Genomic DNA, 22,938 nt, shown 5'->3' with positions numbered 1-22,938 from the left:
TCCGGGGGACCCCCGGGGTCGGAGTCGGCGTTGTCGGTGCGTCGGGCCACAATGGTCCGCGTCGTACCCTCGCCGGACACCACAAGACCGCCGGGCACCACGAGACAGCCGGAACCCGCCGGACCTGCAGAACCCGCCAGACCGTCAGACCCGCCAGACCCCGCCAGTCACCCAGCACACCCCATTTTGGTTAAGGAGCCGCGCAGCGATGGCCCGCCGCAGCACGAAGACCCCGCCGCCGGAGGATTTCGAGGAGAAGATCCTCGACATCGACGTCGTCGACGAAATGCAGGGCTCCTTCCTCGAGTACGCGTACTCGGTGATCTACTCCCGCGCCCTGCCCGACGCCCGCGACGGCATGAAGCCGGTGCACCGGCGCATCGTCTACCAGATGAACGAGATGGGCCTGCGCCCCGACCGCGGCTACGTGAAGTGCGCCCGTGTCGTCGGCGAGGTCATGGGCAAGCTCCACCCGCACGGTGACGCGTCCATCTACGACGCCCTCGTACGCATGGCCCAGCCCTTCTCCATGCGGCTGCCGCTGGTCGACGGCCACGGCAACTTCGGCTCGCTCGGCAACGACGACCCGCCGGCCGCCATGCGTTACACCGAGTGCAAGATGGCCGACGCCACGTCACTGATGACGGAGTCGATCGACGAGGACACCGTCGACTTCACCGCCAACTACGACGGCCAGGAGCGGGAACCGGTCGCCCTGCCCGCCGCGTACCCGAACCTGCTGGTCAACGGCGCGTCCGGGATCGCGGTCGGCATGGCCACCAACATGCCCCCGCACAACCTCGGCGAGGTCATCGCGGCCGCCCGCCACCTGATCCGGCACCCGCAGGCGGACCTGGAGGCGCTGATGCGCTTCGTACCGGGTCCCGACCTGCCCACGGGCGGCCGGATCGTGGGACTCGCGGGCATCAAGGACGCCTACGAGAACGGCCGCGGCACCTTCAAGATCCGCGCGACGGTGGCCGTGGAAGACGTGACGGCGCGCCGCAAGGGCCTGGTCGTCACCGAACTGCCCTTCACGGTCGGCCCCGAGAAGGTCATCGCGAAGATCAAGGACCTGGTCGGCTCGAAGAAGCTCCAGGGCATCGCGGACGTCAAGGACCTCACCGACCGCTCGCACGGCCTGCGCCTGGTCATCGAGATCAAGAACGGCTTCCACCCGGAGGCGGTGCTGGAGCAGCTCTACAAGCTGACCCCGATGGAGGAGTCCTTCGGCATCAACAATGTGGCGCTGGTGGACGGGCAGCCCCTGACGCTGGGCCTCAAGGAGCTGCTGGAGGTCTACCTCGACCACCGCTTCGAGGTCGTCCGGCGGCGCAGCGAGTTCCGCCGCACCAAGCGCCGCGACCGGCTGCACCTCGTCGAGGGCCTGCTGGTCGCCCTCATCGACATCGACGAGGTCATCCGGCTCATCCGGGACAGCGACAACTCCGCCCAGGCCAAGGCCAGGCTGATGGAGCGGTTCTCGCTGAGCGAGATCCAGACCCAGTACATCCTGGACACGCCGCTGCGCCGGCTCACCCGGTTCGACCGGATCGAGCTGGAGTCCGAGCGCGACCGGCTGACCGGCGAGATCGACGAGCTGACCGGGATCCTGGAGTCGGACAGCGAGCTGCGCAAGCTGGTCTCCGCGGAACTGGCGGCGGTCGCGAAGAAGTTCGGCACCGAGCGCCGTACGGTCCTGCTGGAGTCCGCGGGCACCGCGGTGGCGGCGGTTCCGCTGGAGGTCGCGGACGACCCCTGCCGGGTGCTGCTGTCCTCGACGGGCCTGCTGGCGCGTACGGCGAACGGCGACGCGCTGCCGGAGGAGGAGGGCGGCGCCCGCGCCAAGCACGACCTGATCGTCTCGCAGGTCGCGGCGACGGCCCGGGCCGATGTCGGCGCGGTCACCTCGTACGGGCGGCTGCTGCGGCTGTCGGTGATCGACCTGCCGCAGCTCCCGGACACCCACGCCGCGCCGAACCTGGCGGGCGGCGCCCCGGTCTCGGAGTTCCTCTCCGCGCTGGAGGCGGACGAGAAGCTGGTCTGCCTGACCTCGCTGGACGAGTCCTCGCAGGGCCTGGCCCTGGGCACCGAGCAGGGCGTGGTCAAGCGCGTCGTGCCGGACTACCCGGCGAACAAGGACGAGCTGGAGGTCATCACCCTCAAGGAGGGCGACCGGATCGTCGGCGCGGTCGAGCTGCGCACGGGTGAGGAGGACCTGGTCTTCATCACCGACGACGCCCAGCTGCTGCGCTACCCGGCGGGCCAGGTCCGCCCGCAGGGGCGCCCGGCGGGCGGTATGGCGGGCATCAAGCTCGCCGACAACGCCAAGGTGATCCACTTCTCGGCCGTGGACCCGGCGCGGGAGGCCGTGGTCTTCACCGTGGCGGGCTCGCACGGCACCCTGGACGACTCGGTGCTGTCCGGGAAGCTGACCCCCTTCGACCAGTACCCCCGCAAGGGCCGGGCCACGGGCGGCGTGCGCTGCCAGCGGTTCCTGAAGGGCGAGGACGTTCTGGTGCTCGCCTGGGCGGGCGGCTCCCCCGTCCGTGCGGCGGCGGCGAACGGCACTCCGGCCGAACTCCCGGCCGTGGACCCGCGCCGGGACGGCTCGGGGACGGCACTGCCGGCGGTGGTCGCGGCGCTCGCGGGGGCCGCACTGTAGGACGTACGGCGGCATTCGGGTGGTACGACCGGGGGGACGTACCACCCGAATGCCGACTAGTGTTTTCCCCCAGGACGTGGTGGGGGGAGAACGCAGCTGATGAGCCGTCGAGCGGGCAGCGGACTGATCGGGAACTGGGCGGAGGCGCAGCGCCGGCAGCAGCAGACGCAGCTGGTCCAGCAGCGGGAGGCCGAGCGCCGGCAACGCGTCTACGAACGGGACGCGAACCGGAGCCACCGGCAGTACCGCGAGGCCGAGGCGCTACGGCGCACGGCGCAGCTCGACGCCGAGGTCGATGTCCTCAAGGGCCTCTTGGTGGCGGGCTGCCGGGCACCGGCGTTCCGGATGTCCGCCCTGGCCCAGGCCGACCAGCTGCAGCCCTTCGACCCCGGGGCGCTGGCGCACCCGGTGCCGATGCCGCGCATCGAGGACTTCCAGCGGCAGAGCAGCGGCTGGACGCTCGGTTCCAACCACCGGGCACAGGCCGAGCGGGAGGCGCACGCCCGGTACACGCAGGCGTGGCAGGCCGCGAACGCCGCGGAGGCGCAGCGCCAGCAGCAACTGGCCGCGTACCGACAGCAGTACGACCGGTGGGCGGCGGAGCAGCTCGCCGGGGTACGGACGCACAACAGCGGGCTCACCGAGCTGGCCGACGCCCTGCGCGCGGGCGACGCCGAGGCGGCGGTGGAGTACTTCTCGGCCGCCCTGTACGCCTCGACGGCATGGCCCGAGGGGCTGCCGAGGCAGGTGGCGGCCGCCTACGACCCGGCCGCGCGCCAACTGGTGCTGGACTGGGAGCTGCCCGGCTACGCGGTGGTGCCGGAGGCCCGCGCGATCCAGTACCTGCCCAGCACGGACCAGGACAAGGTGAAGCCCCGCCCGGTCACGGAACGGCGGGGTCTCTACCGGGACCTGCTGGCCCAGTGCGTGCTGCTGGTGGTGCGCGAGCTGTACGCGGCCGACGAGTTCGGCGTGCTGGAGTCGGTCGTGGTCAACGGATTCGTGGACTGCCACGATCCGGTGACGGGACAGGAGGCGCGGTTCGTGCTGGCCACGGTGCCGGCGGCGCGCGACGCCTTCGCCGGGCTGCGGCTGGAGCAGGTCAGCGCGGTGGACTGTCTGGTCTCGGGGCTGGGCGGGCTGCTGTCGGCGCGGCCCGACCAGCTGACGGCGGTGCGCCCCGGGCGCCGGCCCGACGAGGTCGGCGGCGGGGTGGTCAGCCACGGCGGGCACGCGGGCGACACGGACGCGGACGAGCCGGATCTCTTCGTGATGGACCCGATCGCCTTCGAGAACCTGGTCGCCGAGCTGTTCCGGGCGATGGGCATGGAGGCGGTGACCACGCAGCGGTCGGGCGACGGCGGGGTGGACGTGGAGGCGGTGGACCCGGCTCCGATCCGGGGCGGGCGGATCGTGGTGCAGGTCAAGCGCTACCGGAACACGGTGCCGCCTACGGCCGTGCGTGATCTGTACGGCACGGTCCAGGACAAGGGGGCGAACAAGGGGGTGCTGGTCACCACCGCGTCCTTCGGGCCCGGGTCGTACACCTTTGCCAACGGCAAGCCGCTGGAGTTGGTTCCCGGCGCGGACCTGGTCGAGCTGCTCCACCAGTACGGGCTGCGCGGCCGGCTCGGCGGCGGTCCGGCGCGGCGGGAGACCGCGCCCGCCTCCCCGCCCGCGGAGCACAACGTGCTCGGGATGTCCTGGTCGGGCCGGGTCGCCCTCGATGTGTGCGCCCTCGTCTGTACCGGCAACCGGGTGCTGAGCGAGGACCACTTCGTCTTCTTCAACAACCCGCGCACCCCGGACGGTTCCGTACGGTCCCGCGAGCACGCGGCGCCCGACAAGGCGGCCCTGGAGGTCTCCTTCGACGCCCTCCCCGAATCCGCCGACCGCCTGGTCCTGGTGGCCGCGATCGACCCGGAGGTCGATCCCCACGCCGACCTCGCCGGTTTCACCGACGCCCACATCCGGCTGCTGTCCGCCGGCGGTGAGGAACTCGGCCGCCTGGACGTCTCCGACGGGCGCTCGGGCGAGACCGCCCTGGTCCTCGGCTCGTTCCGGCGCCGCTCCAACGGCGACTGGGACTTCGTGATCGGCGGCAAGGGCTACCGCGGTGGCCTGGAGGACCTGCTGGGCGAGTACGGCGTCGAGGTCGCCTAGGGGGTGTCGGTCCCGGGCTCCAGGGGCCGGGCCACGTACCGCAGTACGCCCCACATGCTCTCGGGGCGCGCCTCGTGCGGGGCCGGCTCCCGGCAGGCCTCCAGGTCGCGCAGCAGACCCGCCCCGTCGGTGCCGCAGCCGATCAGGACCAGCTGTGTCAGGCGCGCTTCGCCCCGCCCCCAGGGCCGCGGGGCGAAGCGGAGGAAGCGGCCGACCGCGTGGACCTCGTAGCGTTCCTCGTGCCCGGGTACGCCGAAGTAGACGAAGCCCTTGATCCGGTAGAGCCCGGCCGGGCGCCGGTCGAGGAAGTCGATGAACCGGCGCGGGGACAGGGCCTGTTCGGAGGTGAACTCCGTGCTCTCGTACGCGGTGTGCGCGTGGTCGCAGCGGTCGTGGCCGTCGGCCTCCGCGAGCAGGTCCTCGAAGGAGAGCTGACCGCGGGTCTCGGTCCAGGGGCGGCGGTCGAAGAGCAGTTCCGGGTCGATGCGCCCGTGGTCGGCGCCCACGACCGGGATGCCCGGCCCGCAGAGCGCGGCGAGCTCCTTCTCGATCCGGGCCCGTTCGGCCGCGTCCACCCGGTCGGTCTTGTTGAGCACCACCAGGTCGGCGACGGCGAGGTGGCGGTCGGTCTCCGGGTGCCGGGCCCGGGTCGCGTCGAATTCGGCGGCGTCCACCACCTCCACCATGCCGCCGTACCGGATGGCGGGGTTCTCGCTGGCCATGAGCATCCGGATCATCTCCTGGGGCTCGGCCAGCCCGCTCGCCTCGATGACGATCACATCGATCCGGTGGACGGGGGCGGAGAGCTTCTCCAGGTACGCGTCGAGTTCGCTGCCGTCGACGGCGCAGCACAGGCAGCCACCGCCGAGGGAGACCATGGAGTCCCCGACCTGGCCGGCCACCGACATCGCGTCGACCTCGATCGAACCGAAGTCGTTGACGACGACTCCGATACGGGTGCCCCCGCGGCCGGCGAGAAGGTGGTTCAGCACGGTGGTCTTGCCGGATCCGAGGAATCCGGCGAGGACGACGACGGGGATGGGCTGCCTGCTGTTCACCCGGTAGATCGTAGTCAGGCTCCGTCAGTGCAGGGGCGGCACCGGCTGGGGCGGGGTCGGGCCGGTGTACCGGGCGGCCGGACGGATGATCTTCGGATCGGCGGCCTGCTCGAGGATGTTCGCGCTCCACCCGACCACCCGGGCCGCGCAGAAGGTGGGCGTGAACATCTCGCGCGGGAGCCCGCACAGCTCCATGACCACGCCCGCGTAGAACTCCACGTTGGTGTGCAGTTCCCGGCCCGGCTTGAGCTCGGCGAGGATCCCCTCGACCTGGCGCTCGACCTCGACGGCGAAGTCCACGAGGGGCCCGCCGAACTGCAGGGCGATCTCGCGCAGCATGCGTGAGCGGGGGTCCTCGGTGCGGTAGACGGGGTGGCCGAAGCCCATGATCCGGTCGCCCGCCAGAACCCGCTCGCGGATCCACGGCCCGATCCGGTCCACGGTCCCGATGGCGTCGAGGGTGTCCAGGGCGCGACTGGGGGCGCCTCCGTGCAAGGGGCCCGAGAGCGCGCCGATCGCCCCGGTCAGGCAGGCGACGACATCGGCGCCGGTGGAGGCGATCACCCGGGCGGTGAACGTCGAGGCGTTGAAGCCGTGGTCGACGGTCGATATCAGGTACCGCTCGACCGCGCGGGCCCGGGCCGGCTCGGGTTCCCGGCCGGTCAGCATGTAGAGGTAGTTGGCGGCGTAGGGGAGGTCCTCGCGCGGCTCCACCGGCTCCAGGCCCTGCCCGAGCCGGTGCAGGGCCGTCAGCAGGGTGGGTACGGCGGCGCAGGCGGCCAGCGCGTCGGCGGCCCGGCGGCCGGGCTCCAGGTCGTAGACCGGGCGGAAGCCCGCGGAGGCGCCGAGCAGGGAGAGCGCCGTGCGCAGCCCGGCGAGGGGCCCGGAGAGCCGGGTGGCCCGGGCCAGTCCCGGCAGGGCGGCCCGTACCTCCTCGGGCAGCCGGCGCAGAGGGGCGATCTCGGCCGCGAAGGCGGCGCGCTCCGCGGCGTCCGCCGGGAGCCTGCCGCGGAACATCAGGTGCCACACGTCCTCGAAGCTGCGGCCGGCGGCGAGCTCTACGGCGGAGTACTGGCGGTAGTGGTAGAAGCCCTCCCGGCCCCGGACGTCGCCCAGCCCGGTTTCGGTGACCACGACTCCCGCGAGGCCACGTGGTACTTCGGTGGTGCTGTCGATGGTGTTCATGGATCGACCATCCATGATGGATTCGATACGTGTCAATGTTGATTGAATCAATATCACTGTTCATCTGTAGGGTGTTCGTCATGAGCGAGCAGACGGACGGCGGGCGCAGGCTCAGCACGCAGGAGGCGGCCCGCGCACTCGGGGTGAAACCGGCGACGGTGTACGCGTACGTCAGCCGGGGCCAGCTCACCAGCCGCCGCGATCCGGCCGGGCGGGGCAGCAGCTTCGACGCCGCCGAGGTGGAGGCGCTGGCCCGGCGGAGCCGGCGCGAGGCGGCGGCTCCCGCCGGGGAGCTCTCCGTCCGCACGGCGCTCACCCTCATCGAGCCCGACCGGTACTACTTCCGCGGTGTGGACGCCGTGGAGCTGGCCTCCCGGTACCGCTACGAGGAGGTCGCCGAGTGGCTCTGGACGGGTGCCGTGAGGCCGGGGACACGCTTCACCGCTCCCCCGCAGGCCCTGACGGCGGCCCGGCGGGCGGTCGCCGCGCTGCCGGAACACGGCGGCCCCATCGACCGGTTGCGGGTGGCGGTCGCCGCGGCTGCCGTGGCGAATCCGCTGCGCTTCGACCTGTCCGAGGAGGCGGTACTGGGCTCCGCGCGCGTTCTGATCCCCACGCTGGTCGGCGCCCTGCCCGCGGCGGGCCCGGAACAGTGGGCCGGAGACGGCCGGATCGCCCGGCAGCTGTGGTCGCGGCTGACGGCGCGGGAGCCGGACCCGGACGCGCTGGCCGTGCTGGACCTGGCGCTGGCACTGCTGGTCGACCACGACCTGGCGGCCTCGACCCTGGCCGTACGGGTGGCCGCGTCGGCACGGGCCCATCCGTACGCGGCGGTGTCCGCCGGCCTCGGCGCCCTGGAGGGCCCGCTGCACGGCGCGGCCGGGCGGCTCGCGCACCGGATGCTGGTGGAGGTGCTGGAACAGGGCGGGGCCGCGCCGGTGGTGGCGGAGTACCTGCGGGCGGGGCGCCGGGTCCCGGGGCTCGGCCACCGGCTCTACGAGGGCGAGGACCCCCGTGCGCGGGCGCTCTTCGCCCGGCTGGAACGGCTGGAGCAGGCCGGTCCGGCGCTGGCAGCGGCCCGCGAGGTGGCCGCGGTGATGGCCCGGCAGGGCGGGCTGCACGCCAATGTGGACCTCGCGCTGGCCGTGCTGACGGTCTCGTGCGGGATGCCGGCCGAGGCCGGGGAGACGGTCTTCGCGGTGGCCCGTACGGCCGGCTGGATGGCGCACGCCCTGGAGGAGTACCAGGAGCGGCCGCTGCGCATGCGACCGAGCGGGCAGTACCACGGCCCCCGCCCACCGCAGCCGATGCCCATGCCCGTGCCCATGCCCATGCCCACGCCGTGACGGTGCGGACCCGCTCGACCCGCGGTGAGGGGTCGAACACGGTCCGGGCATGACGGGAGTGGGGAACCCGACAAGCCGGCCGTAGGCATTCCGCTCGTGCCGGGGCCGACCTACCGTTGCTGCCCATGCGGTTCCCCCTCATGAGCGCTCGGCGCCTCGGGCTGCCCAGACGGGCCGTCTCCCAGATCCTCCTGACCCAGCTGGCCATCGCCGCGGGGGTCGTCGTACTGGCGACCGGACTGTTCCTGGCGCCGCTGAGCGCCCAGCTCGACGACCAGGCCATGCGGCGCGCCCTGGCCATCGCGCAGAGCGCCGCGGCCGACCCCTCGCTGGCCGCCGGACTCCTGGACTCCGGGGCCTCGGCCGACGGCCCCGTACAGGCCTCGGCCGAGCGGATCCGCCGGGCCACCGGCGCCGAATACGTGGTGGTGCTGGACCTGGACGGCATCCGCCGCTCACACCCGAGCGCCGACCGCATCGGGCTGCCCGTCTCCACCGACCCGAGCGATGCCCTGGCGGGGCGCGAGGTCATGGAGATCGACGACGGCACCCTCGGCCGCTCCGCCCGCGGAAAGGTCCCGCTCCTGGCCGCCGACGGCGAGATCGTCGGCGCCGTCTCGGTCGGCATCGCCTACGACAGCGTCCGCGACCGGCTGCTCGGCGCCATCCCCGGCCTGCTCGCGTACGCGGGCGGCGCCCTCGCGGCGGGAGCCTTCGCCGCCTACCTGCTCTCCCGCAGGATCCAGCGGCAGACCCGCGATCTGGCCTTCTCCGACATCGCCGGCCTGCTCGCCGAACGCGAGGCCATGCTGCACTCCATCCGCGAAGGCGTGATCGCCCTCGCCCCCGACGGCCGGGTCCGGCTGGTCAACGACGAGGCCGCCCGCCTGCTGGGCCTCGCCCCGGACGCCACCGGCAGCTTCCCGGGGCGCCCGCTGGACGACGTACTCGGCGCGGGCCGCACCGCGGACGTCCTGTCGGGTCGCGTCACCGGCCGCGACCTGCTCACCGTCCAGGGCCCCCGGGTGCTGGTGGCCAACCGCATGCCCACCGAGGACGGCGGCGCCGTCGCCACCTTGCGCGACCGCACCGAGCTGGAGCACCTGGGCCGCGAGCTCGACTCCACGCGGGGCCTGATCGATGCCCTGCGCGCTCAGGACCACGAGCACGCCAACCGTCTCCACACCCTCCTCGGCCTCCTGGAGCTGGGCCTGCACGAGGAGGCGGTGGAGTTCGTGACCGAGGTCGCCGGGGTGCACCGCACGACGGCGGAACAGGTCACCGAGAAGGTCCACGACCCTCTACTGGCCGCCCTATTGGTGGGCAAGGCGACCGTCGCCACCGAACGCGGCGTTCCCCTGCGACTGGCCGGGACCACGCTCCTGCCCGACCGCGTGGTGGACCCGGGCGGCCTCGTCACGATCCTCGGCAACCTCGTGGACAACGCCCTGGACGCGGCGGCCGGTTCGGCCGCGCCCCTGGTCGAGGTGGAGCTGCGCGCCGAGGGCCGCACCGCCGTGCTGCGGGTGCGCGACAGCGGCCCCGGGGTTCCTGCCGCGCGCCGCGAGGAGATCTTCACCGAGGGCTGGTCGACCAAGCAGCCCAGGGCCCACCGCGAGCGCGGGCTGGGCCTCGCCCTCGTACGCCGCCTCGCGGAGCGGCAGGGCGGCACAGCCCGGGCCGGTGAAGCAGCGGACGGAGGGGCGGAATTCTCCGTCGTACTCCCGGAGGCCCTGCGATGAACGAGACCCCGATTCACGTATTGGTCGTCGACGACGACATGCGTGTTGCCCGGATCAACGCGGCGTACGTCGGGAAGGTTCCCGGTTTCCGGGTGACGGCGCAGGCCCATTCCGCGGCCGAGGCCCTGGAGTTCCTGACCACGCATCCGGTGGACCTCGTCCTCTTGGACCACTACCTTCCCGACGAAAACGGCCTGGACCTGGTGCGCCGACTTCGCCAGCTCGGCCACCGCACCGACGTGATCATGGTCACGGCCGCCCGCGACCTCGCCACCGTTCAGGCCGCCATGCGCCTCGGCGCCCTGAAGTACCTGGTGAAACCCTTCACCTTCGGAGGGCTGCGCACCCGGCTGGAGGCGTACGGGGCCCTGCGCCGCACCCTGGACACGGGTGGCGAGGCCGAACAGGCCGAGGTGGACCGGATCTTCGGAGCCCTCGCCGCCGCGGGATCCGCGAACGAGCTCCCCAAGGGCCACTCCGTCACCACCGCGGAACTGGTCCGCCAGGTCCTGCGGTCCGCCGAAGGCCCTTTGTCCACCCAGCAGATCGCCGACCGCGCGGGCATCAGCCGCCAGACCGCCCAGCGCTACGTCAAGCTCCTCGAACGCACCGCCCGTGTCAGCCTCGCCCTGCGCTACGGCGAGACCGGCCGTCCCGAGCACCGCTACACCTGGCTCCCCTCGGAAGGGCCGGCCTGACGCCTTTCAGACTGCTCCGGCCCCGGTCAGGGAGCGGACCTCCGTCTCCGCGTGCTTCGCCTCGTCCGGTTCCTCGCCCGAGGTGACCGTGCCCAGCCAGCCCGCCAGGAAGCCCAGCGGGATCGAGACGATCCCCGGGTTCTGGAGCGGGAAGTACTGGAAGTCCACTCCGGGGAAGAGCGACTCCGGGCTGCCCGACACCACCGGCGAGACCAGCACGAGCAGCACCGCCGGAATCAGCCCGCCGTACACGGACCAGACGGCCCCGCGCGTGGTGAAACCGCGCCAGAAGAGCGAGTAGAGCAGCACCGGCAGATTGGCCGAGGCCGCCACCGCGAAGGCCAGCCCCACCAGGAACGCCACGTTGAGGTTCTGGGCGAGCAGCCCGAGGGCGATCGCGACCGCCCCGATGCCCACCGCGGCGACCCGGGCCACCGCGACCTCGCTGCGCTGGCGCGCGTGCCGGCGCTTGAGGGAGGCGTACAGGTCGTGTGCCACGGAGGCCGAGGAGGCCAGGGTGATGCCGGCCACCACGGCCAGGATGGTGGCGAAGGCGATGGCGGCGACGAAGGCGAACAGCACCGCTCCGCCGGTGGAGCCCGCGCCCCCGCCGAGGAAGGCCGCCAGCAGCGGAACGGCCGTGTTCCCGGAGGCGTTGGAGGCCCGGACCTCGTCCGGGCCGACCAGCGCGGCCGCCCCGAAGCCGAGCACGATGGTCATCAGGTAGAAGCCGCCGATCAGCGCGATCGCCCACACCACCGAGCGGCGGGCCGCCCGCGCGGTGGGCACGGTGTAGAAGCGCGACAGGATGTGCGGCAGCCCGGCGGTCCCGAGGACAAGCGCGAGTCCGAGGCTCATGAAGTCGATGCGTGCGGTCCAGTCCCCGCCGTACTTCAGGCCCGGGCTCAGGAACGCCCGCCCGTGCCCGCTGCGGTCGGCGGCGCTGGTCAGCAACTGGTCGAAGTTCCCGTGGAAGCGCAGCAGTACGAGCACGGTCAGGGTGATCGCCCCGCCCATCAGCAGTACGGCCTTCACGATCTGGATCCAGGTGGTGGCCCGCATCCCGCCGAAGGACACGTAGACCACCATCAGCGCCCCGACCCCGACCACGGTGAGGGTCCGGGCGACGGCGCCCGAACTCCCGAGCAGCAGGCCGACGAGACTGCCCGCGCCGACCATCTGCGCGATGAGGTAGAGCACGGAGACGACGACCGAGGACGTGCCGGCCGCGATCCGCACCGGCCGCTCGCTCATCCGCGCGGCGACCACGTCGGCGAGGGTGAAGCGCCCGCAGTTGCGGACCAGTTCGGCGACCAGGAACAGCACCACGAGCCAGGCCACGAGGAAGCCCACCGAGTAGAGGAGGCCGTCGTAGCCGAAGAGGGCGATCAGCCCGGAGATCCCGAGGAAGGAGGCTGCGGACATGTAGTCGCCCGCGATGGCGAAACCGTTCTCCAGGGGGGAGAACAACCGCCCGCCCGCATAGAACTCCTCGGCCGACCCGTGCCGGTTGCGGCTGACCCAGGTGGTGATGCCGAGGGTCACCGCGATGAAGAGGCTGAACAGGATCAGCGCGAGGGTCTGGTGCTCGGTGGTCACCGGCCGGCCCTCCTCGCCCGCGTCCGCTCCTGGCCGCGCTCCTGCTCGAAGACGGTCCAGCGCAGGTCGAGCGCGGCCCGGTCCCGGCGCAGCCGCGCGTGCCGGGCGTACGCCCAGGTCAGCAGGAAGGTGCTGAGGAACTGGCCGAGCCCCGCCAGCATGGCCACGTTGACCGCGCCGACCACGGGCCGGGCCATCAGGCCGGGCGCGGCGGTGGCGGCGACCACGTAGGCGACGTACCAGAGGAAGAACCCGGCGGTGGCGGGGACGACGAACCTGCGGTAGCGGCTGCGGACCTCCTGGAAGGCGGCGCTGCGCTGCACTTCGAGGTAGATGTCGGCTGCGCCGGGCGCGGGACCTCCGCCACCGGGGACCGGGGCCGGCTGGGACGTTTCCTCACCCTCGCCCCACCCGACGGCCAACGCGTCGTACCAGGGGTCGTCCAGCCGAATCGTTCCGGTATCACGACCTTCGTGCTTGTCCACCGAACTCTCCTTGTCCGCTGCCGCATTGGCCGCGTACCCACAAGGATGTGCGGAATGGGCGCTTTCCGGACTGGTGTACCGGCGCTCTTCACTCCAACAGGTGATGGAGGGAAGAGCGCCGGTATGCCGTGGCGCCTTCGGTGTCAGCCGCCGCCGGGGGCCGGCAGCACCCGGATCAGGCGTCGATGCGCGAGCGGTCCAGGGTCGCGGCGGAGCTCGTGATGAACTCCTTGCGGGGGGCCACCTCATTGCCCATGAGCAGGTCGAAGACCTGCTCGGCCGAGTCCAGGTCGCCGATGTTGATCCGGCGCAGGGTGCGGAAGCGGGGGTCCATGGTGGTCTCCGCCAGCTGGTCCGCGTCCATCTCGCCGAGGCCCTTGTAGCGCTGGATCGAGTCCTTGTACCGGATGTTCTTGCGCTGGTACTCCAGCAGGGTCTGGCGCAGCTCGTTGTCCGAGTACGTGTAGACGTACTTGTCCTGGCCCTTCTTCGGCTGGACCAGCTCGATCCGGTGCAGCGGCGGTACGGCCGCGAAGACCCGGCCCGCCTCGACCATCGGCCGCATGTACCGCTGGAAGAGCGTGAGCAGCAGGCAGCGGATGTGCGCGCCGTCGACGTCGGCGTCGACGAGCAGCACGATCTTGCCGTACCGGGCGGCGTCGATGTCGAAGGTCCGGCCCGAGCCGGCTCCTATGACCTGGATGATCGCCCCGCACTCGGCGTTCTTGAGCATGTCCGAGATCGAGGACTTCTGAACGTTGAGGATCTTGCCGCGGATGGGCAGGAGTGCCTGGAATTCCGAGTTCCGGGCGAGCTTCGCGGTGCCGAGGGCGGAGTCGCCCTCGACGATGAAGAGCTCGCTGCGGTCCACGTCGTCGCTGCGGCAGTCGGCCAGCTTGGCGGGGAGCGAGGAGGTCTCCAGCGCCGTCTTGCGACGCTGCGCCTCCTTGTGCTGACGGGCCGCGATCCTGGTCCGGGCGGCCGCGACGATCTTCTCCATCACGGCGCGGGCCTGCTGCTTGTCGTCGCGCTTGGTGGAGGTCAGGAAGGCCTTGAGCTCCTTGGCGACCACGGCGGCGACGATCCGGGTGGCGGCGGAGGTGCCGAGCACCTCCTTGGTCTGGCCCTCGAACTGCGGCTCGGCGAGGCGGACGGTGACGACGGCCGTCATGCCCTCCATCGCGTCGTCCTTGACCACGTCGTCCTCGGCGACGCGCAGCAGCTTGGCCGAGCGCAGGACCTCGTTCACGGTCTTGGCGACCGAGCGCTCGAAGCCGGAGACGTGGGTGCCGCCCTTGGGGGTGGCGATGATGTTCACGAAGGACTTGAGGTTGGTCTCGTACCCGGTGCCCCAGCGCAGGGCGATGTCCACGCCGAGCTCGCGGGTGACCTCGGTGGGGGTCATGTGGCCGCGGTCGTCGAGGACCGGGACGGTCTCCTTGAAGGTGCCCGTGCCGCTCAGGCGCTGGACGTCGCAGACGGCCTTGTCCTGGGCGAGGTACTCGCAGAATTCGCTGATGCCGCCGTCGAAGCGGAAGGTCTCCTCGGTCTTGCCGGCCCCGTCGATGCCCCGCTCGTCGCGGACGACCAGGGTCAGGCCGGGGACGAGGAAGGCGGTCTGGCGGGCGCGCTGGTAGAGCGTCTCCAGGTTGAGCCGGGCGTCCTTGAGGAAGATCTGGCGGTCGGCCCAGTAGCGGACCCGGGTGCCGGTGCGGCCCTTGGCGACCCGCTTGACCTTGCGGAGGCCGTTGGCGGGGTCGAAGGGGCTCTCGGGACCCTGCTCGGTGAACATGCCCGGGACGCCGCGGCGGAAGCTGATGGCGTGGGTCGCGCTGTTGCGGTCCACCTCGACGTCGAGGCGGGCGGAGAGGGCGTTGACCACGGAGGCGCCGACGCCGTGCAGGCCGCCGGAGGCAGCGTACGAGCCGCCGCCGAACTTGCCGCCGGCGTGCAGCTTGGTCATGACGACCTCGATGCCGGACAGGCCCGTCTTGGGCTCGACGTCCACGGGGATGCCGCGGCCGTTGTCCCGGACCTCGACGGAGGCGTCCTCGTGGAGGATCACCTCGATGTGGTCGCAGTAGCCGCCCAGGGCCTCGTCGACGGAATTGTCGATGATCTCCCAGAGGCAGTGCATGAGGCCCCGGCTGTCGGTCGAGCCGATATACATGCCGGGACGCTTGCGGACGGCCTCCAGCCCTTCGAGGACGAGCAGGTGCCGCGCGGTGTAGTTGGAACCGTCCCGGTCTGCTCCGGACAGCAGCGCGCTGGAAGGCACGGACGTGTCGGCGGTCACGCAGTTCGCTCCTCGCTGAATTTCTTTTCTGGCCCGGTAGGGCGCAGGGGTGGCTCGGGTGCCGCTCGAAGGGTACCGAGGCCAGGTAGAGCCGATGCAACGCCACCCTCGCGCGTTCCTCAGCCTAGTCCAGATCCGCACGAATGTTCGATCCCCCGCGTGGGTGAAGGGAAACATCACGTTCCCTTCCGCGCATGAACCATTTAGTGTTCGGGCACGTCCTCATGCACAACCCCGGCACTCAGCCGGGGGAGGATGGAACTGCAACAAGCACACGACTGACAACGCGAAACCGTAAAGCAACGCAATACGGCTCCTTCGCCGCCAACCGGCAACAGCCGGCCAGCTTCGGAAGGAAGTTTCGAGGAAAAGCCGCGAGCGGGAACGTTTTCGGCCTGGTTGGATGTTGACCCTGGTACGACAGCTCGTCGAGCTAGAGAAGAGGCGACGTGACTACTGTTCTGACACCCGCGACCCCGCTGACGGCCGCTGACCGATGCGACCGTTGCGGCGCCCAGGCATATCTGCGCGTCGTCCTGCTGAGCGGCGGTGAACTGCTCTTCTGCGCCCACCACGGTCGCAAGTTCGAGCCGGAACTCAAGAAGATCGCCGCGGAAATACAGGATGAGACCGAGCGGCTCACGTCCGCTCCGGCTGCCAATGCCGAACCCGAGGACCGCTGACACAGGCCTGCACCTCGCATCCGACGAGCCAGGACCGGCAAGGCCGGTCGACGGGCGGCACCCCTGAGACCCAGGGGTGCCGCCCGTCCTCACGTCCGGGACCCACGCCCAGAGCGTGCGATGCCCCTGTACGGGCCCTGTGACCGGCTCGGAGGCCCTGCGGCCCCCCACCGGACATCCTGGACCCTCTCGGGCTGTGCGGCCGTCTCCGGGGCCAGCACGAAGTCGACCAACGGGGCGATGCGCGTGTACACCCCCGGGCTGTCGGCGCGCCCGCAGCCCCGCCCCCACGAGACCAGCCCGATGAGCCGCCCCTGGGCCACCAGCGGCCCGCCGCTGTCGCCCTGGCACGCGTCCTTGCCGCCCCCGCCGTCCCCGGCGCACACCATGGACTCCGCGCGGTACTGGCCGTCCGCGTCCCCGGGGTAGGCGCGCGCGCAGACCTCGTCCGCCAGCACCGTCACTCCGGCGGCACGGAGTGCGTACGCGTAGTCACCGAATCCGCTCGTGTCGCCCCAGCCGTACACGGCCGCCTCGGTCCCCGCCCCGTAGGCGGCGTGCCCGGCCTCCGCCATGGGCAGCACGTGGCGCGCCGGCAGGGCCTCGGCCAGCTCCAGCACGGCGAGGTCACCGGCATTGCTCACCGGGTCGTAGGCCGGGTTCACCCGCGCCCCGCGCACCGCGATCTCCCGGCCGTCGGCCGCCCGGAGCTCCGTACGCCCTGCGATCACCCGGAAGTCGGCCACGGACTCGACCGGGCCGCCCAGCACCTGGCTGCCCAGGCAGTGCGCCGCCGTCAGGACCCGGGTGGGGGCCACGACGACACCCCCGCAGAACTGCCCGCCCCGCGTACCCCCGAACCGGTCACGGCTGGCGAGCGCCACGACCCAGGGGCTGTCGGCCGCCTTCACCGGCTTCCCGCCGATCACCACACTGTCCGCGGCCGCCTGCGGCATCTGGGCGAGCGGCGCCGCGGCCGCTCCCGCCGCCAGGGTCAGCGCTCCCGCCAGAGCACGGGCAAAGGGACGACGCATGAGGCCTCCTGACTCCGAGTGTGCATGACTCCACCCAGAGTGGGTTGCCCGGTGGCCGAGCGCACCCGCGCGGCCACCGTCGCCCTGTCGTCCCCATCGGCCTCCCGACGGCGCCGGGGCGCCGCGGGAAGCCGCCCGGTCAGTCCAGGTAGTCGCGCAGAACCTGGGAGCGGGACGGGTGCCGGAGCTTCGACATCGTCTTCGACTCGATCTGGCGGATCCGCTCGCGCGTGACCCCGTAGACCTTGCCGATCTCGTCGAGGGTCTTGGGCTGGCCGTCCGTGAGGCCGAAGCGCATCGAGACCACGCCCGCCTCGCGCTCGCTCAGGGTGTCCAGCACCGAGTGCAGCTGCTCCTGCAGCAGCGTGAAGCTCACCGCATCGGCCGGGACGACCGCCTCGGAGTCCTCGATGAGGTCACCGAACTCGCTGTCGCCGTCCTCGCCGAGCGGCGTGTGCAGGGAGATCGGCTCGCGGCCGTACTTCTGGACCTCGATGACCTTCTCGGGGGTCATGTCGAGTTCCTTGGCCAGCTCCTCCGGGGTGGGCTCGCGGCCCAGGTCCTGGAGCATCTGGCGCTGGACACGGGCGAGCTTGTTGATGACCTCGACCATGTGCACCGGGATGCGGATGGTGCGTGCCTGGTCGGCCATGGCGCGTGTGATCGCCTGGCGGATCCACCACGTGGCATAGGTCGAGAACTTGTAGCCCTTGGTGTAGTCGAACTTCTCGACCGCGCGGATCAGACCCAGGTTGCCCTCCTGGATCAGGTCCAGGAAGAGCATGCCGCGGCCGGTGTAGCGCTTGGCGAGGGAGACCACGAGGCGGAGGTTGGCCTCCAGCAGGTGGTTCTTCGCACGGCGGCCGTCCTCGGCGATGATCTCCAGCTCGCGCTTGAGCTTGGGCGCCAGCTTGTCGGAGTTCGCCAGCTTGTCCTCGGCGAACAGACCCGCCTCGATGCGCTTGGCGAGCTCCACCTCCTGCTCGGCGTTGAGGAGGGGGACCTTGCCGATCTGCTTGAGGTAGTCCTTGACCGGGTCGGCGGTGGCGCCGGCCACCACGACCTGCTGGGCGGGGGCGTCGTCCTCGTCGTCGGAGATGACGAAGCCCTTGTTCTCCCCGCCCTCCTCCTCTTCGTCGGTCTCGGTCTTGGCAGCGTCGGGACCCTCGTCCGGGGTCTCGTCCTCGCCGGCCTCGTCCGCGTCCTTCTTGGAGGCGGTCTTCTTCGCCGCCGTCTTCTTGGCGGCGGTCTTCTTGGCGGGTGCGGCCTTCTTGGCCGCTGTCTTCTTCGCCGCCGTCTTCTTGACGGCGGGCTCCGTTCCGGGCTCTCCCGCGAGGGCGTCCGCGGTCTCCGGATCCGCTGCCCCGGCGGCCGGGACCGCGGGGGCCGCGGGCTGCGCCGCCGTCGTCCTGGCCGTTGTCTTCTTGACGGTCTCGGTGGCCGTCCGCTTGGCAGGGCTCTTGGCTGCGACGCTCTTGCGGGTGGTGGCGCGCTTGGGCGACTCCGCGGCACTGACCATCAGCGTCACACCCTCTTCCTCGAGGATCTGGTTGAGGCTGCGCAGAACATTCTTCCACTGGGTCGCAGGAATCTGGTCAGCCTCGAAGGCCCGACGCACGTCATCGCCGGCGATCTGCCCCTCGGCCTTGCCCCGCTCGATGAGCGCCATCACAGACTCGGAATCGGCGATCTCCGGCGGGAGCGTACGGGATGTGCTGGCCGACACGAACAACCTCTCGGAACGATGGGAACGGCTTCCGACCCCGGGCCTGGTGGTGCTGGACCGGAGCCGACGACCACCGACCGGGGATGGGCCGGCGGCGCGGGCAGGGGCCGGGGAGCTGCACAGCACCCCCAAGGGCTGCTGTCTTCCCTCCGTCGGCCATCACCTCTTAAGTCATCGCGTGACCTCGCAGAGCGTTACGCCCAATATTCGTGGCCCGAATCACATCCCGTGGAAACCGGTGCCGGTCATCGGGTCCTGCCCGGCGTTCCGCCAGGTCCGCACCGCCGCGAAAGAGGCCCTCACGCCGGTGTCGCCGGACCCGACCGGGCCCGGCGACACGTCCTGCAACCCCCGCGCCCCCGCGCGTCCGCCCGTCAGTGCTCGCGCGGGGCGGGGACCACGCGCTCGACCTCCGGATGAACCGTCAGGAGCTGCCGCATCGCGTTCTCGGCGCCCAGCGCGTCACCCGCGGCGAGGGCTTCGACCATCCGCGCGTGGTGAGCGACACAGGTCTCGCTCGGGCGGTCGCAGGCGGTGATCGGGCTGCCGGAGACCTGGAGGGCGGCGGAGACGATGCCGGAGAGGTGCTCCAGCATGCGGTTTCCGGCGACCTGGATGAGGAGCGCGTGGAACTCGTTGTCGGCGCGCGCGAAGGTGAGCGCGTCCCCCTGGCCGAGGGCGTGGCCCATGATCTCGACCATGTCGGCGAGGCGCTGCTGGATGTCCGGCCGGCCGTGGCCGGCTGCGAGGCGGGCGGCGAGCGGCTCGATGGTCCAGCGGAGCTCACCCAGCTCGCGGCGCTGGTCGTCGCGCTGGGGCCCGAAGGCGCGCCATTCGATGATGTCGGGGTCGAGCAGGTTCCAGTCGGCGACGGGACGGACCCGGGTACCGACGTTGGGGCGGGCGCTGACGAGGCCCTTGGCCTCGAGGACCCGCAGGGATTCGCGGACGACCGTCCGGGAGACCTCGAAACGCTGGCCGATCTCCTCGGGGACCAGGGGGCGGTCCGCGCCGAGGTCGCCGGAGACGATCATCTGGCCGAGCTGCTGGACGAGTTGGCCGTGCAGTCCGCGTCCGCGGCTGCCTGCCGCGCGGCGGCCTACTCGGCTCAACTCGACGTCGGCACCGTCCCAGTGGGGTGCTCCGACGCGGTCGGACCCGGGGGTCTCCGCGTAGGGGTAGCGGTCGAGATCGCCCGGGCCGGCGAGGCCGGAGTCGGCGTGGCGGGCGGCGGTCATCATGGTGTGCGCAAGGGTACTCACGAATCCTTTGTCGGCCGTGCCTCCATGACCCTTGAGGTCTTTGGTGAAAAGCACACGAAAGGGTGATCGGTGCCACCTACTCAATTGACGACTTATCGTAAAGAACCGGGCCTTTTGCGGGGAGTTGCGGTCCGTTTGACGTGACACGGACCGCAACGGTCCCGACCTCGACTTCTCCCGCCCCCGAACGATCACCAACGGACCCGGCTGCGCAGTCCGGTGAACCCATAGGCGCACAACAGGACCATCAGCGACAACACCAGCGCGGTCCCGACGGGTTGGGCCATCACCCGGAGGGCCCCCACCAGCAGGCGATCGACCTCCGGCGGCCACTGTCCCCAGGTCAGGGCCCTCAACCGGGAGCCGAGCCCGGTCGACGGATACGCGGACGAGCCCTCCAGCGCCTTGCGCACCAGCGGGACCACCATCACCGGGACGGCGAGCACCGCGGCCAGTCCCGCGGTGGCGGACCGGAAGACACCGGAGGCCAGTACGCCGGCCCAGGCGCAGCCGATCAGCAGCCCGGCCCAGCTCGCGGCCGGGGAGAGCCACTCCGCCGGGGTGCGCAGCGGGCCGCTGTCGAAGACCAGTGCGAGGGCGGCGGCATCGGCGGCCACCGTCAGGGCGCCCAGCAACAGGGCGAGGGCGGCGCAGATGCCCAGCTTGGCGGCGAGCAGCCCCATCCGGCGGGGGACGGTGCCGCGGTCGGCGGCGAGTGCGGGGTAGCGGTACTCCTCACCGAAGGCCAGCGCGCCGAGCAGTCCCGCGCCCAGGGCGGCGGGCGGCAGGGGCAGCAGCTCGGGCCAGGCGGCGAGCAGCCGGTTCTGCGGGGTCTGTCCGGCCCGGGCCAGCACCAGGGCGGTGAGGACGGAGACGGCGACGACGAGGGCGGCGGTGAGAACGGGGGTGGCGGTCCCGAAGACCCGGAGCAGCTCGTAGCGCAACGGCCGCAGCGGGCCGCCCACGCGGCGCACGGCCGAGGCCGGGCGGCCGGAACGTACCTGGCGGGGGTGTTCGCCGGAGGGCTCGGCGGGGACCGCGCCGGGCTCCGGCAGGATTTCGGCTCCGCTGCGGGCGGCCGGGACGGGGGTCGTCGGTGCGCCGGCGTCGCCCGTCTCGTCGGCGAGCTGGTGGACCAGCACGCCGTGCCGGAAGGCCGCCTCGCCGACCTCGGCGCAGTTGCTGCCGTACACCGACAGGCGGCTGCCGCTCTCCGCAACGATCTCCACCGAGCGCTGGGCGGCCCGGGCCTCCCGGCCCAGTACGTCGGCCAGCCGGGCCGCGTGCGGGGTGCGCACGGCGACCCGTGGCCGCAGCCGGGTACGGGCGAACTCGGCCGCGTCCTGGTCGGCGACGAGCCGGCCCGCCCCGATGCTGACGACGCGGTCGGCGCTGCGGGCGGCCTCCTTGGCGTCATCGGTCGTGAAGAGCACCGCTCCCCCGAGGGAGGCATGGCCGCGCAGCAGTCCGTGCAGCCAGCCGCGTTCGCGGGGAGAGAGCCCGGCGCCGGGCTCGTCGAGCAGCAGGGTGCACGGATCGGCGAGCAGCGCCGAGGCCAGTGCGACCCGGCGTTCCATGCCGAGCGACAACGAGCCGAGCCGCTGGTCCCGCAGGCCCGCGATGCCGACGACCTCCAGCATGGTGTCGGCCCGCGAGGCCGGCACCCCGGCGGCGGCGCAGAGCATCCGCAGCTGGTTGCGGACGGTCCGTGCGGGGTTGCCGGGCACATCCCCGAGCAGCACGCCGACCTCACGGCCGGGATGCGGGATCCGGTGCAGCGCGCGGCCGCGGAAGTAGGTGACGCCGCGGCCCGGTTCGAGTTCGAGCATGAGCCGCAGCGCGGTGGTCTTGCCCGATCCCGGCTCGCCGAGCAGGGCGGTCACATGCCCCGGGCGGGCCTCGAAGGTGAGGTCGTCCACGAGGGGCGGGGCGTCGTGGCGGGGCTTGCTGGTGAGTCCGATGGCCTGGAGCATCGCTTCTCTCGCGGGGGGTGAGACCGCTCAGCGGCAGGGTGGGTACCCCAAGCAAGATACTGCGATATGTCCGATTTTCGACGCAACCGGTCCGATGGAATGCCGATACGGTCGCGTTCGCGTTCGCCGTCGCGTTCGCCGTCGCGTCGTGTGTCGCGGTGTCAGACTTCCGGACGCAGCATCGGCGGGTTGAGCAGGGTGGCCCCGCCCGCGCGGAACAGCTGTGCCGGTCGGCCGCCCTGACGGGTCGTCGTCCCCCCGGCCGGCACCAGGAATCCGGGAGTGCCGGTGACCTTGCGGTGGAAGTTGCGCGGGTCGAGGGATACGCCCCAGACCGCCTCGTAGACCCGGCGCAGCTCGCCGACGGTGAACTCCGGCGGGCAGAAGGCGGTGGCCAGCGAGGAGTACTCGATCTTCGAGCGGGCCCGCTCCACACCGTCGGCGAGGATCCGGGCGTGGTCGAAGGCGAGCCCCGTGCCGGCCTCTTCGGTGTCGGCCAGTACCTCGTCGACCTGGGCCCAGCGCGCGCTGTTGGCGTCGCCCCCGGCCCGGGGCGCCGGCAGGTCCGGAGCCAGCACCAGGTGCGCCACGCTGACGACACGCATCCGCGGATCCCGCTTCGGATCACCGTAGGTGGCCAGCTGTTCCAGATGCGCCCCGTTGCCCGCGCCGGGCAGGGCGGGGTCGTGCGCGCACAGGCCGGTCTCCTCGGAGAGCTCCCTGGCGGCGGCCCCCGCCAGGTCTTCGTCCTCGCGGACGAATCCTCCGGGCAGCGCCCAGCGGCCCTGGAACGGCTGCTCACCTCTGCGGACGACCAGCGCACAGAGCGCGTGGCGCCGCACGGTGAGCACGACCAGGTCGACGGTGACGGCGAAGGGCGGATAGGCCGACGGGTCGTAGGGCGACATGCCGCGATCATAGTCGTCTGCCTGACGATAAACAGCGCTTTGGTGACCTCGAAGACTCTGTCCCGCAGGCTGGAGGCGTTTGGCCGGGTCGATGGTCGGGGCCGGGCGGGGCGCG

General features: G+C 71.9%; 16 protein-coding genes. 6 read left to right on the top strand and 10 right to left on the bottom strand.

Annotation, left to right across the window (positions count from 1 at the left end; genetic code table 11):
* Positions 1 to 208: 208 nt before the first annotated feature.
* Positions 209 to 2,665 carry a DNA topoisomerase (ATP-hydrolyzing) subunit A gene (locus ACGFZK_RS29950; RefSeq protein ID WP_393851981.1) on the top strand — a complete coding sequence of 819 codons (2,457 nt, stop codon included), beginning with the start codon at positions 209 to 211 and terminating at the stop codon, positions 2,663 to 2,665.
* A gap of 99 nt (positions 2,666 to 2,764) precedes the next feature.
* Entirely contained in the window at positions 2,765 to 4,828 is a 2,064-nt protein-coding gene (locus ACGFZK_RS29945) for a restriction endonuclease (RefSeq protein ID WP_393851980.1), read from the top strand.
* On the opposite strand, the gene ACGFZK_RS29940 is transcribed toward ACGFZK_RS29945, so the two are convergent.
* Together ACGFZK_RS29940 and ACGFZK_RS29935 are read right to left on the bottom strand one after the other, a co-directional pair.
* The gene (locus tag ACGFZK_RS29940; protein WP_393851979.1) at positions 4,825 to 5,886 is read right to left on the bottom strand and encodes a CobW family GTP-binding protein; all 1,062 of its coding nucleotides are present in this window, start codon (positions 5,884 to 5,886) and stop codon (positions 4,825 to 4,827) included. The genes ACGFZK_RS29945 and ACGFZK_RS29940 overlap by 4 nt on opposite strands.
* 24 nt (positions 5,887 to 5,910) lie before the next feature.
* The gene (locus ACGFZK_RS29935) at positions 5,911 to 7,086 is read right to left on the bottom strand and encodes a citrate synthase (RefSeq protein WP_393851978.1); all 1,176 of its coding nucleotides are present in this window, start codon (positions 7,084 to 7,086) and stop codon (positions 5,911 to 5,913) included.
* Positions 7,087 to 7,151: 65 nt separating this feature from the next.
* Here ACGFZK_RS29935 and ACGFZK_RS29930 point away from each other — a divergent pair, with 65 nt between their 5' ends.
* From ACGFZK_RS29930 to ACGFZK_RS29920, 3 genes are all read left to right on the top strand, one after another.
* Positions 7,152 to 8,417, top strand: coding sequence for a citrate/2-methylcitrate synthase (locus tag ACGFZK_RS29930; RefSeq protein WP_393851977.1), 1,266 nt, complete (start codon positions 7,152 to 7,154; stop codon positions 8,415 to 8,417).
* Between the two features lie 140 nt (positions 8,418 to 8,557).
* Positions 8,558 to 10,159 carry an ATP-binding protein gene (locus ACGFZK_RS29925; protein WP_393851976.1) on the top strand — a complete coding sequence of 534 codons (1,602 nt, stop codon included), beginning with the start codon at positions 8,558 to 8,560 and terminating at the stop codon, positions 10,157 to 10,159.
* Positions 10,156 to 10,857, top strand: a complete 702-nt coding sequence (locus ACGFZK_RS29920) for a response regulator (RefSeq protein WP_393851975.1) — start codon at positions 10,156 to 10,158, stop codon at positions 10,855 to 10,857. The genes ACGFZK_RS29925 and ACGFZK_RS29920 overlap by 4 nt, the downstream gene beginning before the upstream one ends.
* Before the next feature lie 6 nt (positions 10,858 to 10,863).
* On the opposite strand, the gene ACGFZK_RS29915 is transcribed toward ACGFZK_RS29920, so the two are convergent.
* The 3 genes from ACGFZK_RS29915 to ACGFZK_RS29905 form a co-directional block, all read right to left on the bottom strand.
* Positions 10,864 to 12,456: a cation acetate symporter gene (locus tag ACGFZK_RS29915; protein ID WP_393851974.1), complete on the bottom strand. Its 1,593-nt coding sequence runs from the start codon at positions 12,454 to 12,456 to the stop codon at positions 10,864 to 10,866.
* Positions 12,453 to 12,941 (bottom strand): DUF485 domain-containing protein, encoded by a 489-nt coding sequence (locus tag ACGFZK_RS29910; protein WP_393851973.1) that lies wholly within the window; start codon positions 12,939 to 12,941, stop codon positions 12,453 to 12,455. Before ACGFZK_RS29910 ends, ACGFZK_RS29915 begins: the two co-directional genes overlap by 4 nt.
* Positions 12,942 to 13,116: 175 nt before the next feature.
* On the bottom strand, positions 13,117 to 15,237 hold the full coding sequence (locus tag ACGFZK_RS29905) for a type IIA DNA topoisomerase subunit B (RefSeq protein WP_393851972.1): 2,121 nt from the start codon (positions 15,235 to 15,237) through the stop codon (positions 13,117 to 13,119).
* A gap of 449 nt (positions 15,238 to 15,686) precedes the next feature.
* Here ACGFZK_RS29905 and ACGFZK_RS29900 point away from each other — a divergent pair, with 449 nt between their 5' ends.
* Positions 15,687 to 15,920, top strand: coding sequence for a hypothetical protein (locus ACGFZK_RS29900; protein WP_030016583.1), 234 nt, complete (start codon positions 15,687 to 15,689; stop codon positions 15,918 to 15,920).
* An 89-nt stretch (positions 15,921 to 16,009) separates the two neighbouring features.
* Here ACGFZK_RS29900 and ACGFZK_RS29895 read toward each other — a convergent pair whose 3' ends face one another.
* From ACGFZK_RS29895 to ACGFZK_RS29875, 5 genes are all read right to left on the bottom strand, one after another.
* Entirely contained in the window at positions 16,010 to 16,954 is a 945-nt protein-coding gene (locus ACGFZK_RS29895) for a serine protease (RefSeq protein WP_393851971.1), read from the bottom strand.
* A 139-nt stretch (positions 16,955 to 17,093) separates the two neighbouring features.
* On the bottom strand, positions 17,094 to 18,680 hold the full coding sequence (locus ACGFZK_RS29890; RefSeq protein WP_393851970.1) for an RNA polymerase sigma factor: 1,587 nt from the start codon (positions 18,678 to 18,680) through the stop codon (positions 17,094 to 17,096).
* Between the two features lie 374 nt (positions 18,681 to 19,054).
* Positions 19,055 to 19,942 (bottom strand): FadR/GntR family transcriptional regulator, encoded by an 888-nt coding sequence (locus tag ACGFZK_RS29885; RefSeq protein ID WP_393851969.1) that lies wholly within the window; start codon positions 19,940 to 19,942, stop codon positions 19,055 to 19,057.
* Positions 19,943 to 20,133: 191 nt separating this feature from the next.
* Positions 20,134 to 21,915: an ATP-binding cassette domain-containing protein gene (locus ACGFZK_RS29880; protein ID WP_393851968.1), complete on the bottom strand. Its 1,782-nt coding sequence runs from the start codon at positions 21,913 to 21,915 to the stop codon at positions 20,134 to 20,136.
* Between the two features lie 161 nt (positions 21,916 to 22,076).
* Positions 22,077 to 22,823 (bottom strand): NUDIX domain-containing protein, encoded by a 747-nt coding sequence (locus ACGFZK_RS29875; RefSeq protein ID WP_393851967.1) that lies wholly within the window; start codon positions 22,821 to 22,823, stop codon positions 22,077 to 22,079.
* Positions 22,824 to 22,938: the final 115 nt, after the last annotated feature.

The sequence above is a fragment of the Streptomyces sp. NPDC048257 genome, from assembly GCF_043201855.1.
GTDB lineage: Bacteria > Actinomycetota > Actinomycetes > Streptomycetales > Streptomycetaceae > Streptomyces.
The sequence above is the reverse complement of the archived record's forward strand: the minus strand, read 5'-3'. Positions and strand labels throughout refer to the sequence as shown.

Coding starts and splice junctions, on each gene's coding strand:
- ACGFZK_RS29950 (WP_393851981.1), top strand. CDS start 209: ATGGCCCGCCGCAGCACGAAGACCCCGCCGCCGGAGGATTTCGAGGAG.
- ACGFZK_RS29945 (WP_393851980.1), top strand. CDS start 2,765: ATGAGCCGTCGAGCGGGCAGCGGACTGATCGGGAACTGGGCGGAGGCG.
- ACGFZK_RS29935 (WP_393851978.1), bottom strand. CDS start 7,086: ATGGATGGTCGATCCATGAACACCATCGACAGCACCACCGAAGTACCA.
- ACGFZK_RS29930 (WP_393851977.1), top strand. CDS start 7,152: ATGAGCGAGCAGACGGACGGCGGGCGCAGGCTCAGCACGCAGGAGGCG.
- ACGFZK_RS29925 (WP_393851976.1), top strand. CDS start 8,558: ATGAGCGCTCGGCGCCTCGGGCTGCCCAGACGGGCCGTCTCCCAGATC.
- ACGFZK_RS29920 (WP_393851975.1), top strand. CDS start 10,156: ATGAACGAGACCCCGATTCACGTATTGGTCGTCGACGACGACATGCGT.
- ACGFZK_RS29895 (WP_393851971.1), bottom strand. CDS start 16,954: ATGCGTCGTCCCTTTGCCCGTGCTCTGGCGGGAGCGCTGACCCTGGCG.
- ACGFZK_RS29880 (WP_393851968.1), bottom strand. CDS start 21,915: ATGCTCCAGGCCATCGGACTCACCAGCAAGCCCCGCCACGACGCCCCG.
- ACGFZK_RS29875 (WP_393851967.1), bottom strand. CDS start 22,823: ATGTCGCCCTACGACCCGTCGGCCTATCCGCCCTTCGCCGTCACCGTC.